This window comes from Streptomyces sp. CB02923, assembly GCF_001905005.1.
In the GTDB taxonomy this organism is placed as follows: Bacteria; Actinomycetota; Actinomycetes; order Streptomycetales; family Streptomycetaceae; genus Streptomyces.
Genome location: NZ_LWKZ01000028.1, coordinates 178,366 through 193,523, shown reverse-complemented (window position 1 = coordinate 193,523; position 15,158 = coordinate 178,366). Strand labels below are relative to the sequence as shown.

13 protein-coding genes are annotated in these 15,158 nt (G+C 73.4%); 8 read left to right on the top strand and 5 right to left on the bottom strand.

The features are described 5' to 3' along the window. Positions 1 to 4 precede the first annotated feature (4 nt). A complete protein-coding gene (locus A6A06_RS38920) occupies positions 5 to 2,050 on the bottom strand; it encodes an MFS transporter (RefSeq protein WP_073768726.1) in 2,046 nt (681 codons plus the stop codon). Positions 2,051 to 2,200: 150 nt separating this feature from the next. On the opposite strand from A6A06_RS38920, the gene A6A06_RS38915 reads away from it, so the two are divergent. The 5 genes from A6A06_RS38915 to A6A06_RS38895 all read left to right on the top strand — a co-directional run bounded on the left by A6A06_RS38915 (position 2,201) and on the right by A6A06_RS38895 (position 7,204). Beyond that, a complete protein-coding gene (locus A6A06_RS38915) occupies positions 2,201 to 3,469 on the top strand; it encodes an energy-coupling factor ABC transporter permease (protein ID WP_079194645.1) in 1,269 nt (422 codons plus the stop codon). Between the two features lies 1 nt (position 3,470). Continuing rightward, a complete protein-coding gene (gene cbiQ / locus A6A06_RS38910) occupies positions 3,471 to 4,232 on the top strand; it encodes a cobalt ECF transporter T component CbiQ (RefSeq protein WP_073768724.1) in 762 nt (253 codons plus the stop codon). Continuing rightward, the gene (locus A6A06_RS38905) at positions 4,220 to 5,026 is read left to right on the top strand and encodes an energy-coupling factor ABC transporter ATP-binding protein (protein WP_073768722.1); all 807 of its coding nucleotides are present in this window, start codon (positions 4,220 to 4,222) and stop codon (positions 5,024 to 5,026) included. Before cbiQ ends, A6A06_RS38905 begins: the two co-directional genes overlap by 13 nt. A gap of 89 nt (positions 5,027 to 5,115) precedes the next feature. Continuing rightward, positions 5,116 to 6,318 carry a serine hydrolase domain-containing protein gene (locus tag A6A06_RS38900; RefSeq protein ID WP_073768720.1) on the top strand — a complete coding sequence of 401 codons (1,203 nt, stop codon included), beginning with the start codon at positions 5,116 to 5,118 and terminating at the stop codon, positions 6,316 to 6,318. Positions 6,319 to 6,394: 76 nt separating this feature from the next. Beyond that, entirely contained in the window at positions 6,395 to 7,204 is an 810-nt protein-coding gene (locus A6A06_RS38895; RefSeq protein WP_073768718.1) for an SDR family NAD(P)-dependent oxidoreductase, read from the top strand. Positions 7,205 to 7,292: 88 nt separating this feature from the next. Here A6A06_RS38895 and A6A06_RS38890 read toward each other — a convergent pair whose 3' ends face one another. From A6A06_RS38890 to A6A06_RS38875, 4 genes are all read right to left on the bottom strand, one after another. After that, complete coding sequence (locus A6A06_RS38890) at positions 7,293 to 8,138, bottom strand: EamA family transporter (protein ID WP_073768716.1); 846 nt, start codon at positions 8,136 to 8,138, stop codon at positions 7,293 to 7,295. Positions 8,139 to 8,363: 225 nt separating this feature from the next. After that, positions 8,364 to 10,019, bottom strand: coding sequence for a penicillin-binding transpeptidase domain-containing protein (locus tag A6A06_RS38885; protein ID WP_073768714.1), 1,656 nt, complete (start codon positions 10,017 to 10,019; stop codon positions 8,364 to 8,366). Positions 10,020 to 10,143: 124 nt separating this feature from the next. Next, positions 10,144 to 10,491 carry a hypothetical protein gene (locus tag A6A06_RS38880; RefSeq protein WP_199931423.1) on the bottom strand — a complete coding sequence of 116 codons (348 nt, stop codon included), beginning with the start codon at positions 10,489 to 10,491 and terminating at the stop codon, positions 10,144 to 10,146. A gap of 136 nt (positions 10,492 to 10,627) precedes the next feature. Next, positions 10,628 to 12,355: a dolichyl-phosphate-mannose--protein mannosyltransferase gene (locus tag A6A06_RS38875; RefSeq protein ID WP_073768710.1), complete on the bottom strand. Its 1,728-nt coding sequence runs from the start codon at positions 12,353 to 12,355 to the stop codon at positions 10,628 to 10,630. Positions 12,356 to 12,528: 173 nt separating this feature from the next. Here A6A06_RS38875 and rsmI point away from each other — a divergent pair, with 173 nt between their 5' ends. From rsmI to A6A06_RS38860, 3 genes are all read left to right on the top strand, one after another. Next, entirely contained in the window at positions 12,529 to 13,398 is an 870-nt protein-coding gene (gene rsmI / locus A6A06_RS38870) for a 16S rRNA (cytidine(1402)-2'-O)-methyltransferase (protein ID WP_073768708.1), read from the top strand. A gap of 170 nt (positions 13,399 to 13,568) precedes the next feature. Further along, a complete protein-coding gene (locus tag A6A06_RS38865; RefSeq protein ID WP_073768706.1) occupies positions 13,569 to 14,042 on the top strand; it encodes a hypothetical protein in 474 nt (157 codons plus the stop codon). A gap of 75 nt (positions 14,043 to 14,117) precedes the next feature. Next, the gene (locus A6A06_RS38860) at positions 14,118 to 15,050 is read left to right on the top strand and encodes a TatD family hydrolase (RefSeq protein ID WP_073768704.1); all 933 of its coding nucleotides are present in this window, start codon (positions 14,118 to 14,120) and stop codon (positions 15,048 to 15,050) included. Positions 15,051 to 15,158: the final 108 nt, after the last annotated feature.

The following is a 15,158-nucleotide window of genomic DNA, read 5'->3' as shown; positions in this document are numbered from 1 at the left end:
GGGTTCAGACCGCGGTGCGCTCCCGGTGTGAGGTGTCCTCGTCCAGCAGGCGTGCTGCCATGTTGTCGAGGGCGCGGGCCAGGCGGGCGCGGTCTTCCGGGTCGTCGGCGGTCCAGCCTTCCAGGCGTTCGTCGAGCCATTCGCGCCAGGCCACGATCAGCCGGTCGGTTTCGGTGCGGCCTGCCTCGGTCGGTGCCAGGCGGCCGTCGTCCTCGTAGCGTGCGTATCCGGCGGACACCGCCCGCGTGAAGATGGGCTCCAGTACCTCGTCCGGCATCCGGTGGGCCTGGGCGATGGCGGTGAGCGAGGTCTCGCCGTGGATGCGCGTACGCCAGTGGATCTGGCCCAGTGCCCATGCCTGGCCGGGGGTGAGGGGGCTGCCGGACGCGGCCAGTACCTCCAGGCTCACCGGGCCTTCCGCCTTGCGCATCACCCGGGCCACCGCGCGCTCCAACTGCTGGTCGGAATCGGTGGAGTCGGGTGCGGCGAAACCCTCGCCGAGATCGCCCGCCGCCGCCCGCGCGCTGTCGCGCAGCGGCACCTCCTTGAGGAACCAGGCCACCACGAACCCGGCCAGCGCGACCGGCACCACCCACTGGAAGACGTGGTTGACGGTGTCGGCGTACGCGTCGATCATGGGTCGGGCCTGGGCGGCGGGCAGCCTGTGCAGCGCCTGCGGGCTGGCCGCTGCCTCCGGTGGTACGCCCGGCGACTTCGCCAGGGCCGCCTTCAGGTTGGGGTCGAGACGGTTGCTGTAGAGCGTGCCGAAGACGGCGGTGCCGAAGGACGAGCCGAGGGTACGGAAGAAGGTCACTCCGGAGGTCGCCGAGCCCAGCTCGTGGTAGTTGACGGTGTTCTGTACGGCGATGGTCAGGACCTGCATCGCCAGCCCGATGCCGAGGCCGAGCACGAACATGTACAGCGATTCGAGCCAGGGGCCGGTGCTCGCGCCCATGGTCGACATCAGGTACAGGCCCAGCGCCATCACGCCCGTACCGACGATGGGGAAGATCCGGTAGCGGCCGGTGCGGCTGACGACGACGCCGGAGAGCATGGAGGTGCCGAGCAGTCCGGCGACCATCGGGAGGGTCCGGACGCCCGACATCGTCGCCGAGACGCCGTCGACGAACTGGAGGTACGTCGGCAGGTACGTCATCGCGCCGAGCATCGCGAAGCCGACGATGAAGCTGAGCACCGAGCAGACCGTGAAGACCGGGTTGCGGAACAGGTGCATGGGGAGCATGGGTTCCTTGGCCCGCAGCTCCACGAAGACGAAGGCCGCCAGCAGCAGCACCGACCCCACGAACAGGCCGATGATGACGGGCGAGCCCCAGGCGTACTCGTTGCCGCCCCACTCCAGGCCGAGCACCAGGCCGGAGGCGCCCAGCGCGATCAGCACGATGCCGATGTAGTCGATCACCGGGCGGATCGCGGCGCGTACGACGGGGACCGTACGCGCCGCCATGACGACCATGACGATCGCGATGGGGATGTTGACGTAGAAGCACCAGCGCCAGGAGGCGTGGTCGGTGAACAGGCCGCCCAGCGTGGGCCCGACGACCGTCGTCACACCGAAGACGGCGCCCAGTGCGCCCTGGTACTTGCCGCGTTCGCGCAGCGGGATGACGTCCGCGATCAGCGCCATCGCCGTCACCATCAGCCCGCCGCCGCCGATGCCCTGCACGGCGCGGGCCGCGACCAGCATCAGCATCGAGGTCGAGGCCCCGGCCAGGATCGAGCCGCCGACGAAGACCACCGCGCTGACCTGAAAGATGATCTTCCGGCCGAAGAGGTCGCCGAACTTGCCGACCAGCACCGTCGCGACGGTCTCCGCCAGCAGGTACGCCGTCACCACCCACGCCATGTGCCCGCCGCCGCCCAGGTCCGCCACGATCGTGGGCAGCGCGGTGGACACGATCGTCTGGTCCAGGGCGGCCAGCAGCATGCCGAGCACGATCGTGGTGAAGACGAGGTTGGTACGGCGGCGGCTGAGCGCGGGCGGAGTGCTCCGCGCTTCGGGGGCGGGGGCGTGCGCGGCGGCCGTGGTCATGCCACCAAGCCTTTGTGCCAATGCCCCGCTTCGCCACCTTTTGCTGCTGTGGGGGTGACGCGCCGTTGCCGTTTCGCGTCCCAGGCGCTCTTGCGACCCGTTTGCAGTACGGCCACGATGAAAGGGTTGCGCGGCTGAGCGGAGACCCTCATGCACGTACCCGACGGATTCATCGACGCCCCCGTCTCGGCCGCCACCGGCGTCCTCGCCGCTGCCGCCGTCGCGGTCAGCCTGCGCGGCGCCCGCCGCGAACTGGGCGGCCACGGTCCGCACGCCGCACTCGGCGCCGAACGCACCGCACCGCTCGCCGGACTGGTCGCCGCCTTCATCTTCGCCGTGCAGATGCTCAACTTCCCCGTCGCCGCCGGGACCAGCGGCCACCTGCTGGGCGGCGCGCTGGCCGCGATCCTCGTCGGCCCGTACACCGGCGTGCTCTGCGTCTCGGTCGTCCTGCTGATGCAGGCCGTGCTGTTCGCGGACGGCGGGCTGACCGCACTCGGCGTCAACATCACCGACATGGCGGTGGTGACCACCGTCGTCGCGTACGGGATCTTCCGCGGCCTGGTCAAGGTCCTGCCGCGCGGCCGCCGCACGGTCATGGCCGCCTCCTTCGTGGCCGCCGTGGTCTCCGTACCGGCCGCCGCCGTCGCCTTCACCGGCCTGTACGCGCTGGGCGGCACCACCCACGTACCGATCGGCACCGTCTTCGCGGCGATGACCGGCGTACACGTCCTCATCGGCATCGGCGAGGCCGCCATCACCGCACTCACCGTCGGTGCGGTCCTCGCCGTGCGCCCCGACCTCGTCCACGGGGCGCGTGGGCTGGCCAAGCCGCTCCAGCTGCGGACTTCCCCCTTGGCCGGACCCGCGGCGGCAGCGGGGGAGCCGGAACCCGCCGAGGCGCCACGGCCCGGCGAGGACGCGGCGGGCGACGCGGCGGGCGGCGCACCGCTGCCCGCCGCCGCCCGCCGCTCCACCCGCCGCGTCTGGCTGGCCGGCGTCGCCGCCGCGCTGATCTGCGCGGGCGGCGTCAGCTACTACGCCTCCAGCAGCCCGGACGGCCTGGAGAAGGTCGCCCAGGACCAGGGCATCGACGCCAAGGCCGAGGAGCACGCCGCGAAGGACTCGCCACTGGCCGACTACAGCGTCCGGGACATCGCGAACCCCCGGATCTCCGGCGGGCTGGCAGGGGTGATCGGGGTGGGCGCGACGCTCGCCGTCGGCACCGGCGTCTTCGTCGTCGTACGGCGCCGACGCGGCGCGGCCCGGGACGCGGCCGGAGAGGCGACCGGGGATGCGGCCCGGGACACGGCCGGAGAGGCGGCCGGGGGCACGGCCGGGGGCACGGCCCGGGACGCGGCCGGGGGCACGGCCGGGGACGCCGTACCGCCGCAGCGGCACACGCCGGAATCGGCCTGACATGAGCGCCGGGCACACCCACAAGCTCTACCGGCACGGACACTCGCCCGTGCACGCCCTGCCGCCGCACTGCAAGATCGCGGCCGTGCTCTGCTTCGTCCTGACCGTCGTCGCCACCCCGCGCACCGCCGTCCCGTCCTTCGCCCTGTACGCGCTGCTGCTCGCCGCGGTCGCCACGGCGGCCCGGGTGCCCGCCGGATTCCTGCTCAAGCGGCTGCTCATCGAGGTACCGTTCGTGGCCTTCGCCGTGCTGATGCCGTTCGTCGCCACCGGGCCGCGCGTCCACATCCTGGGGACGGCGCTGAGCGAGCCCGGACTCTGGGGCGCCTGGAACATCCTCGCCAAGGGCACCCTGGGCGTCGCCGCCTCCGTCCTCCTCGCCGCCACCACCGACCTGCGCGGCCTGCTGCTCGGCCTGCAACGGCTGCGGATGCCGCCGCTGCTCGTCCAGATCGCCTCCTTCATGATCCGGTACGGCGACGTCATCGCCGACGAGCTGCGCCGGATGCGCATCGCCCGCCTCTCCCGCGGCTTCGAGGCGCGCGGCGTACGCCACTGGGGCGTCCTCGCCAAGTCCGCCGGAGCCCTGTTCATCCGCTCCTACGAACGCGGCGAACGCGTCCACCTCGCCATGGTCAGCCGCGGCTACACGGGCACCCTGCCCGTACCGGACGCCGCCGCCGCGACCGGCGCCCAGTGGACCCGCGCCGCCGCCCTGCCCGCCGCCGCCCTCGCCGTATGCCTGCTGGGATGGAACCTTTGAACAGCCCCGTGACCACGCGCGCCACCGCGCCCGTACCGCCCCCGGCGCCCTCCCTGGAAGTCGCCGGACTCGCCTACGCCTACCCCGACGGCCACCAGGCCCTCTTCGGCGTCGACCTGACCGTGGCCCGCGGCGAGCGGGTCGCGCTGCTCGGCCCCAACGGCGCCGGCAAGACCACCCTCGTCCTGCACCTGAACGGCATCCTCGCGCCCGGCGCCGGCACGGTCACGGTCGCCGGGCTGCCCGTCACCCGGCGCCACCTCGCCGAGATCCGCCGCCGCGTCGGCATCGTCTTCCAGGACCCCGACGACCAGCTGTTCATGCCCACCGTCCGCGAGGACGTCGCCTTCGGACCCGCCGCGGCCGGGCTGCGCGGCGCCGAACTGGCGGCGCGGGTCACCGAGGCCCTCGGCCGGGTCGGCATGACGGACTACGCCGACCGCCCGCCGCACCACCTCTCCTTCGGGCAGCGCCGCCGGGTCGCGGTCGCCACCGTCCTCGCGATGCGCCCGGAAATCCTCGTCCTGGACGAGCCGTCGTCCAACCTCGACCCCGCCTCGCGCCGCGAACTCGCGGACATCCTGCGGGCGTTGGACGTGACGGTGCTGATGGTCACGCACGACCTGCCGTACGCGCTCGAACTGTGCCCGCGCGCCCTCGTGCTGTCCGGCGGCGTCATCGCCGCCGACGGCCCCACCCAGGATCTGCTGGGCGACACGGACCTCATGACCGCACACCGGCTCGAACTCCCCTTCGGTTTCGATCCGCGCTCTGTGACGATCCCCACGCCCTGACGGCACCCCCGCACACCGCGTCCGCCGCCGCCCCTGGTCACCAGCACTGATCCGCGCGTTGCACCATTGATAGGTCACAAACGCGACGGATGAGTGGGAAGCGGGAAACAGTGGTGGACGTCCAGGGCACGGTCGCGGACGGCTTCGAGCCGGTCCGGGACGCCTTTGCGGCCAACTTCGCGCAGCGCGGCGAGCGCGGCGCGGCTGTCGCCGTCTACCGGCACGGGCGCAAGATCGTCGACCTGTGGGGCGGCAGCAGGGACGCCGACGGCGCCGAGGACGGCGCACCCTGGGAGGCGGACACCGCCCAGGTCGTCCGCTCCGCCACCAAGGGCGTCGCCGCCATCGTCCCGCTCCTGCTGCACCAGCGCGGCCTGCTCGACCTGGACGCCCCCGTCGGCACGTACTGGCCCGAGTTCAAGGCCGCCGGCAAGGAACGCGTCCTGGTCCGCCACCTCCTCTCGCACCGCGCCGGACTGTCCGTCCTGGACACCCCGCTCACCCCGGAGCAGGCCATCGACGGGGTCAGCGGCCCCGCCGCCCTCGCCGCCCAGGCCCCCGCCTGGACCCCGGGCGCCGAGCACGGCTATCACGCCCAGACGTACAGCTGGCTGCTGGCCGAACTGGTACGACGGGTCACCGGCCGCACCATCGGCACCTGGATCGCCGACGAGATATCCGGACCCCTCGGCCTGGAACTGTGGGTCGGCGCACCCGCCGACGCGCGCGCCCGCACCGGCCGCCTGGCCGACGTCGAGGCACCGGCCCCGCCCGCCGCGGCCGGGCTGCGCGTCCGCCCCAAGCGCAACGTCACCGACGCCTACCGCGACCCCGCCTCCCTCACCCGGCGCGCCTTCGGCGCCATCACCCCGGCCCCCGACGAGAACGCCGACGCCTACCGCGCCGCCGAACTCCCCGCCTCCAACGGCATCGCCACCGCCCGCGCCCTGGCCCGCTGCTACGCGGCGCTCATCGGCCCCGTCGACGGCCACCCCCGCCTCTTCGCGCCCGCCACGCTCACCCTGGCCCGCACGGAGGAGTCGGCCGGACCCGACCGCACCCTGATCGTCAACACCCGCTTCGGCCTCGGCCACATGCTGCACGGCCCCGCCTCGCCGCTGCTGGCCCCCGGCTCCTTCGGCCACCCCGGCCGCGGCGGCTGCCTGGCCTTCGCCGACCCCGAGTCCGGCACGGCCCTCGGCTACGTCACCAACGGGATGCAGCAGAACGTGACGGCCGACCCGCGGGCCCAGGCCCTGGTACGGGGGCTGCGGGCCGCGCTCGAAGCCTGAGGCGCGCGCAGCCGGACCCGGGGCACCCGCCGCCCGAGGTCTGTTGCTCGCGGGACTCGTGCGTCAGGCTGGGCGTATGAGGCGATTCGACGGCTACCGCGTCCTGATCACCGGCGCCGGCCGGGGCATCGGCGAGGCCACCGCCCGGCGGCTGGCCGCCGAGGGAGCACGGGTCCTGGTCACCGACCTGGACGGGGACCGGGCCGAGAAGGCGGCCGCCCGCATCCGCGAGAGCGCGGGCGTACGCGACGGCGGCGGCACCGCCGAGGCACTCGCCTGCGACGTCGCCGACCGCGCCGCCGTCGAGGCGGCCGTCGCCCACGCCGCGCACCGCTTCGGCGGCCTCGACGTACTCGTCAACAACGCCTGCCGGTGCACGCCCGACACCCCGCTCTTCGAGGACCAGCGGGACGAGGACTGGGCCGGTGACCTGGACATCACCCTCGGCGGCGCCTTCCGCTGCGCCCGCGCCGCACTGCCCCACCTGGCCGCCGCCGGCGGCCGCGGCGCGATCGTCAGCGTCGGCTCGGTCAACGGCGAGCAGGACTTCGGCAACCACGCCTACAGCGCCGCCAAGGCGGGCCTGGCCTCCCTCACCCGTACGCTCGCGGGCGAGGCGGCCGGGCGGGGCGTACGCGTCAACCTGGTCGCGCCGGGCACGGTCGACACGCCCAACTGGGGAGACCGCCCCGACGTACTGGAACGCGCCGCGGCCGCCTACCCCCTGGGCCGCGTCGGCCGCCCCGACGACATCGCCGCGGCCGTGGCCTTCCTGGCCTCCTCCGACGCCGCCTGGATCACCGGCGTCACGCTCCCGGTCGACGGCGGCATCCTGCTCGCCAACACGGAACTGACCCGGGCACTGCGCGGTGACCCGGGCCGGTGACCCGGGCCGGTGACCCGGGCCGGTGACCCGGGCCGGTGACCCGGGCCGGTGACCCGGTCCGCTGACCCGGGCCCCGCCTCAGGTGCAGCTAGTGCAGCATCAGGGCGATCCCCGCGACCATCAGCCCGGCGGCCGCGAGGCGTGGCGCGCCGAAACGTTCCTTGAAGAACAGGGTGCCGATGGCGGCGCCGACGATGATCGAGGATTCGCGCAGCGCGGCGATCGGCGCCAGGTGGGCCCGGGTCTGGGCCCACAGGACCAGGCCGTAGGCGAAGACGGACAGGACGCCGCCGGCCGCGCCGCGCAGGGCCACCGGGCGGAGCTGGGTGAGCAGCAGGCGGCGGCGGGTGACCAGCGCGTACGCGGGGATCGCGACGCCTTCGAGGATCATCAGCCAGGCGATGTAGCCGATCGGCGTGCCGGAGGCGCGGACGCCGACGCCGTCCACCGTCGTGTACGAGGCGATGGCCAGCCCGGTGGCGAGGGCGGCGACGATGGCCGGCCAGTGCGGCTTCGTACCGGAGCCGCGGATGCCCCACAGCGCGACGCCGACCAGGCCCGCCGAGGCGAGCGCGACGCCGGCCAGGGCCCAGGCGTCGGGCAGCTCCCCGACGAAGACGGCGGCCAGGACCGTGACGACGAGCGGCGCGGTGCCCCGCGCGATGGGGTACATCTGCCCGAACTCGCCCAGCCGGAAGGACTGCATCAGCAGCACCTGGTAGACGATGTGCAGCACGGCGGAGGCGGCGAGCGGGAGCCAGGCGCCGGCCGCGGGCAGCGGCGCGAAGCAGGCCAGCACCGCTCCGCAGACCGCGCCGCCGCCGCCGACCAGCGTGAAGGCGATCAGCTGGTCCTTGATGTGGTGGGCAATCGCGTTCCACCCGGCGTGCGTGACGGCGGCGACCAGCACCGCGGCGACGACCAGGGGGCTCATGCGGTCCGCTCACGCGGGCCGGCCGCCCCGCTCCGGGCGTACGGGGCCCAGGGCCCGGTGGCGGCGCCGGAGGCCGGTGGGCGGGTGGCTTCACAACCGTACGGAGAATGGCGCATGGCCCGCACGCTAGCTGTAGCTGTACGGGCCACGCGATGGTGGGAGAGGGCGGGGTGTGCGAGATCACCCCGGGGCCGGGCCTCCCGGCCCGGGGCCGAGGCGGGGGCCTCAGCCTGCCGAGAGGATCGAGCGGACGACCGGCCCGGCGTTCGAGCCGCCGTGGCCGCTGGCCGGGACGACCGCCGCCGCCGCGACGTCCCCGCGGTAGGCGGTGAACCAGGCGTTCGGCTTCTCCTGCCCGTCGACCTCCGCCGAGCCGGTCTTCGCGCCGACGTCACCGCTGAGCCCGGCCATCGCCTCCGCCGCCGTGCCGGACGTGGCGGTCAGCTTCATCAGCGACTTCAGCGCGGACGCGGTGGCCGGCTTCATCGCGCGCGGGGCCTTGGCCAGGGCGCGGCCGTCCAGCGAGGGCGCGACGATGTACGGCTGGTGGAAGCCGCCGGTCCGCACCGTCGCCGCGACCGAGGCGACGGTCAGCGGGTTCATCCGCACCCCGCCCTGCCCGATCAGCGAGGCGGCCATCTGCGCGTCGCTCTGCACCGGCACCGCGCCGTCGAAGGTCGGGATGCCGGTCTGCCAGTTCAGGCCGATGCCGAAGACGTCGCGGGCCTGCTGCGTCAGGTCGTCGTCCTTGAGCTTGGGAGCCATGGCGATGAACGCGTTGTTGCAGGACGCGGCGAAGCTCTGGGCGAAGGTGCCGTTCTTGATCTCGGTCTTGTTCAGGTTCTGGAACTTCCAGCCGCCGACCGTCACGAACTTCTCGCACGGGTGCGGCTTGCCCGGCGCCGTCAGCCCCTTGTCGATGAGCATCGAGGCCGTCACGACCTTCATCGTCGAGCCGGGTGCCAGCGAGCCCTGCGTGGCCGTGTTGAAGCCCTTCTCCGGCGAGTTGGCGATGGCCAGGATCTCGCCGGTGCTCGGCTTGACGGCGACCGCGGACGCCTTCGGCTTGCCCTTGACGGCCTTCTCCGCCGCCGCCTGCACCGTGGCGTCCAGGGTGGTCTTCAGGGTGCCCGGCTTGCCCTTGGAGAGCACCTTCAGCGTCTCGTCGGGCTTCTGGGTCGCCTTGTCGCCGGCGGCCCGGTGGATGGACAGCTCCACGCCGGGCTTGCCGTCCGTCTTCTTGCCGTACTTGTCGCGCAGGCTGTCCAGCACCCCGGCCAGCGCCGGGTGCGCTTCCTTGGTCAGCTCGGCGCCGTTGCGGTCCACGGCCTTGATCGGGGGCGCCTCGGCCTCGCCGGTCCGCAGCACGTCGCCCTTGCCCAGCTGCGGGTGCAGGATGCCCGGCGCCCAGGCGACACGCGGCTCGCCGGTCTCCTTGTCGCGCTTGACGGTCAGTGAAGTGCCGTACGAGTACGGCGCCTTCATGCCCTTGTACGAGATCTGGGCGGCGACCGTGTAGGCGACCTTGTCGCCGGTGGCCTTGCCCGGCGTGAACGTCAGGTCCGTGAAGTGGGTCTGCTCCGGGTACGCGGCCAGACCGGCGGCGGCCGCCTTCGCGTCGTCCGTGAGGGCCGCGGCCCGGTCGGCTGCGCCCGCCTTCCAGGCGTCGAGGAACTTCCCCGCGGTGCCGGTCACTTCCCCGGCGGACAGCGGACCGGACTCCACCTCGGGCGCCCCGCCGCCGGGCTTGCCGTCCCGGGCCGTGCGGACCTCCTGGGCCCCGCCGTCACCGGAGCCGCCGAGCAGCGTGTAGCCGCCGACGCCGCCCAGGACCAGGGCCACCGCCCCGCCGATCAGCCCGTACCTCACCTCACGGCGCATGTCACCGATCCCCTCCCGAATCCTCGTTCTTCAGCACGCACACAAGAACGTGCAGCGCACTCTATGGGACACGGGGTGCGGGGGTGTCTCTCGGCCCTGTGCCGCGGGCGGCGCCGTCGGCGCCTCAGGCGGGCGGCTGCTGACGGGACGGCCGGTGCTGCCAGTGCTGCGGGGGGACCACCTCGACCGCGGTGACGCGGAACACCGTGGCCTTCTGCCCGTCGATCTCCGTCTCGGCCTGGAGGCCCGTCGCGTCACCGAGGAGCGGGTTGTTGGTCTCCTGCCAGGTCAGGTCCGGGTAGTGCTCCCGCTCGGCCCAGATCTCGGCCTCCTCCCTGGCCTGCTCGATGTCGAGGAACGCCGCGAGGGCCAGCTCCTTGCACGCGGGCGCGACGGTGCGCAGCGCACCGTGGTCCTGGACCTGTTCCGGCTTGTTGTGCTCGATGACGTACACGAGTTTCGGCGTGCTCAATTACGGTCCCTCCTCGGCCGCCCGGGCCCGGAGGCGGCGATCGGCATTGACCGGCATCGTTCGATGGAGGCCAAGTATGACCGCCGTCCTTGTGCGGACGGCGCTTTCGGCATACGGGTCCCGGCCGTGTCGTGCCCTAGACCCAGGTGTCGAACCACATGCGGTTGTGCCAGGCGCTCTTGGGGATCGGCTGCCCCGTGTAGAGCGGGTAGAAGTAGATGAAGTTCCAGACGATCAGCAGGACGAGTACCCCGGCTCCCACCGCGCCGACCGCGCGCCGCCGCTCGCTCGACCCCGGCGGGCCCAGGATCGCGCCGGTCATCATGGCCAGCGCCAGGCACACGAACGGCACGAACACCACCGCGTAGAACAGGAAGATCGTCCGGTCCTGGTACAGGAACCAGGGCAGCAGACCCGCGGCGATGCCGCAGGCGATGGCGCCCGCCCGCCAGTCCCGCTTGAACACCCAGCGGTAGAGCACGTACAGGATCGCGAAACAGCCCGCCCACCACAGCAGGGGAGTACCCAGCGCGAGCACTTCCCGTGCACAGCCCTCGGCCGCCTTGCACCCGTCCTGCCCCATCTTGGGGTCCTCGTAGAAGTACGAGACGGGACGGCCCTGCACCAGCCAGCTCCAGGGGTTGGACTGGTAGGTGTGCGGCGTGGACAGGCCCTTGTGGAAGTCGTAGACCTCCGTCTCGTAGTGCCACAGGCTGCGCAGCCAGTCCGGCAGCCACTGCCAGCCGCCCGCCCGGCCCTCCGGCGTGGCGGTGGCCCAGTCGCGGTGGTAGCCGCCCTTGGTGACGATCCAGCCGGTCCACGTCACCAGGTACGCGGCCATGCCCGCCACCGCGGTCGAGAAGAACGCGGGCACCAGGTCCCGGCGCAGCACCGCGCGTACGGGGTGCCGGGCGCCCGCGGTGCGCCGCGACGCCACGTCCCACAGCACCGACAGGACGGCGAACGCCGCCAGGTAGTACAGGCCGTTCCACTTGCTCGCGGCGGACAGGCCCAGGCACACCCCGGCCGCCAGCCGCCACGGCCGCCACCCCAGCCGCAGCCGGTCACCCACCCCGGCGTCCGGCCGCGCCAGCCCGTCCGTACCGACCGGCAGCGCCGCCGCCAGCCGCGCCCGGGTGCGGTCCCGGTCCACCAGCAGGCAGCCGAACGCCGCCACCACCCAGAACATCACGATGAGGTCCAGCAGCGCGGTACGGCTCATCACGAAGTGCAGCCCGTCCACCGCCAGCAGGACGCCCGCCAGGCAGCCCAGCGCCGTGGAGCGCATCAGCCGGCGGCCGATCCGGCAGATCATCAGCACCGACAGCGTGCCGAGCAGCGCGACCGTGAACCGCCAGCCGAAGGGGTTCATCCCGAACGCCCACTCGCCCAGCGCGATCATCCACTTGCCCAGCGGCGGATGGACGACGTAGGAGTGCTCGGGCGAGAGCAGGATCTCCGGGGGGTGGGCCACCAGCGCGTCGTTGGCGTTCTTCGCCCAGGTCCCCTCGTACCCGTACTGGAGCAGCGACCAGGCGTCCTTGGGGTAGTACGTCTCGTCGAATATCACCTTCGCCGGGCTGCCCAGGTTCCAGAACCGCAGCAGGCCCGCGAAGAGCGCGACCAGCAGCGGACCGCCCCAGCCCGACCAGCGCGCCAGCCGGGCGGCGGTCGCCGGGCCCAGGCCCAGCACCGACCACACCCGCGTCCCCGGTGCGGGGAACGGCGGCACCAGCCGCTCGCGGGCGTCGGCCTGCGGCTGCCCGGCGTAGCCGAACCGGCGCAGTCTGCGCTGCCACCGGCGGGGCTGCTGCCCGGCGGGCTCCTCGGCGCGGTCTGCGTCTGTCGCGGTGTCACTCGTCACCGGCCCATCGTAGGGAAGCGGCCTGTGCGGGACATGGGGGCCGCGCGGCCGCGCCCTCGCGACCGGTACGGGCGGGGCGTACACCGGTACGGGCGGGGCGTACGGGGCCGGTGGTCCGCGTGCGGCCGCCGCCACCGGAACGCGCCGCGCCGTACGGCTGGGAGGATGGGGGCGTGACTGGAACGCTGGTACTTGCAGGGACGCCCATCGGCGACGTCGCGGACGCCCCGCCGCGGCTCGCCGCCGAACTGGCGGCGGCCGAGGTGATCGCCGCCGAGGACACCCGGCGGCTGCGCCGCCTGACCCAGGCGCTCGGCGTGCACACGACCGGCCGCGTCGTGTCGTACTTCGAGGGCAACGAGGCGGCCCGCACCCCCGAACTCGCCGACGCCCTCGAAGCGGGTGCCCGCGTCCTGCTCGTCACCGACGCCGGGATGCCCTCCGTCTCCGACCCCGGCTACCGGCTGGTCGCCGCCGCCGTCGAGCGCGGCATCAAGGTCACCGCGGTGCCGGGCCCCAGCGCGGTGCTCACCGCGCTCGCCGTCTCCGGCCTGCCCGTGGACCGCTTCTGCTTCGAGGGCTTCCTGCCCCGCAAGGGCGGCGAACGCCGCTCCCGGCTGCGCGAGGTCGCCGACGAGCGCCGCACCCTCGTCTACTTCGAGGCACCGCACCGCCTCGACGACACCCTCGCCGACATGACCGGGGTCTTCGGCGCCGACCGCCGCGCCGCGGTCTGCCGCGAGCTGACCAAGACGTACGAGGAGGTACGGCGCGGGCCGCTGGAGGAACTGGCCGCGTGGGCGGCGGACGGCGTACGCGGCGAGATCACCATCGTCGTCGAGGGCGCCCCGGAAACCGGCCCGCAGGACCTCGGCCCCGACGAGCTCGTCCGTCGCGTACACGTCAGGGAAGAGGCCGGAGAGCGCCGCAAGGAGGCCATCGCCGCCGTCGCCGCCGAGACCGGACTGCCCAAGCGCGAGGTGTTCGATGCCGTCGTGGCGGCAAAGAATGCGGCGCGAACGGGTCCGGCGGAAGGTAAATGACTAGCCTGGAAGGTAAAACGTGGGCCGCGCAGCGGGGCCGATTCTCTACACCCCGCCAAATCTGGGCCAACAGGTAGGAGGCCTTGCTGCGCCACCGCCGGGAAAGGCGTCCACTGGGAGGTGGGACGTTCGTCCCCGGAGACCTTGTCCAGCGGGCAAGAGGAGCGGCTATGAGTGACATCGCGCGTACGCCGGGTACCACCACCGGCGCCCACCCCACCCCCCGGATGGACCCTCCGGCACACGAGGCCTACGCCTTCGCGTGCATGGGCTGCGGTCACGGCTGGGAGCAGTCGTACGAAATATGGCACCACGTCGACGCGGACGGGCGCGCGCACTGTGTGTACCACGCGGACGGCGAGCGCGTGCCTTCCCCCCTGACCCGCCCCACCTGCCGGAACTGCGACGGCCACGTCGTGCGCATCATGCGGGCCGGACAGGTCTCGATGGTCTCCAAGGCGATGGCCGGTCTGTACGAGCAGCCCTCGGCGGGCGCCGCCGAAGGCCACGCGGGCGCGGGCGCGGGAACCGTGCCGCAGCAGGGCGAGCCCGCCGCCGGCGGCGCCACGGCGGACGGCCGCCGCGAACGCCACCACTGGCACCTCGCCGACCTGCTGCACCTCTTCCAGCACCACCACAGGTGAGCCGGCGGCCGCGGTCCCGCCGGGGCGGGCCTCCGGAAGGAGTGGTGTTCACCCGGCCCTCGTAGGATCGCGGCCATGAGCAGGACGACCAAGGACGCGCCGCCGCCGCTGCCCGAACCGCTTCGGGTGCCGGTCGCGGACTCGCACACGCATCTCGACATGCTCCCCCAGCTACCGATGGGAGAGGCCCCCACCGACACGGTCACGGAGGCCTTGGCCAAGGCCGCCTCCGTAGGCGTCACCACCGTGATCCAGGTGGGCTGCGACGTGAACGGCTCGCGCTGGGCCGCCGAGACGGCCGCCGCGCACGAGGCCGTGCACGCGACGGTCGCGCTGCACCCGAACGAGGCGCCCCGCATCGTTCTGGGTGATCCTGGGGGCACCTCCCAGCCCCCCAGGGCTGGGGGAGGCTGGTCGCGGCAAGGTGCCCGGGAGCCGGGCGGCGACGCCGCCCTCGACGCCGCGCTCGCCGAGATCGACGCCCTGGCGGCACTGCCGCACGTCCGCGGCGTCGGCGAGACCGGCCTGGACCACTTCCGTACCGGCCCCGACGGCATGGCCGCCCAGCAGCGCTCCTTCCGCGCCCACATCGAGATCGCCAAGCGGCACGGCAAGGCCCTGGTCATCCACGACCGCGAGGCCCACGACGACGTGTTGCGGATCCTGCGCGAAGAGGGCGCGCCGGACACCGTCGTCTTCCACTGCTACTCGGGCGACGCGGAGATGGCCAAGATCTGCGCCGAGGCCGGCTACTTCATGTCCTTCGCGGGCAACGTCACCTTCAAGAACGCCCAGCCGCTGCGCGACGCGCTCGCCGTCGCCCCGCCCGAACTGGTGCTCGTCGAGACCGACGCCCCCTTCCTCACCCCGGCCCCGTACCGCGGACGGCCTAACGCCCCGTATCTCATTCCGGTCACGCTGCGGGCCATGGCCGCCGTCAAGGGAATGACGGAGGACGCGCTGGCCACCGCCGTGGCCGCGAACACGGCGCGCGCCTTCGCCTGCTGACCGTCCCCCGGACGCGGGCGCGACACAATAGCGCGGCGACACTGTGTAGCGGGTCCGCTTTGGAGAGTCACCGTCACTCCGCTACATTCCGGCCCCACAACCCGGACC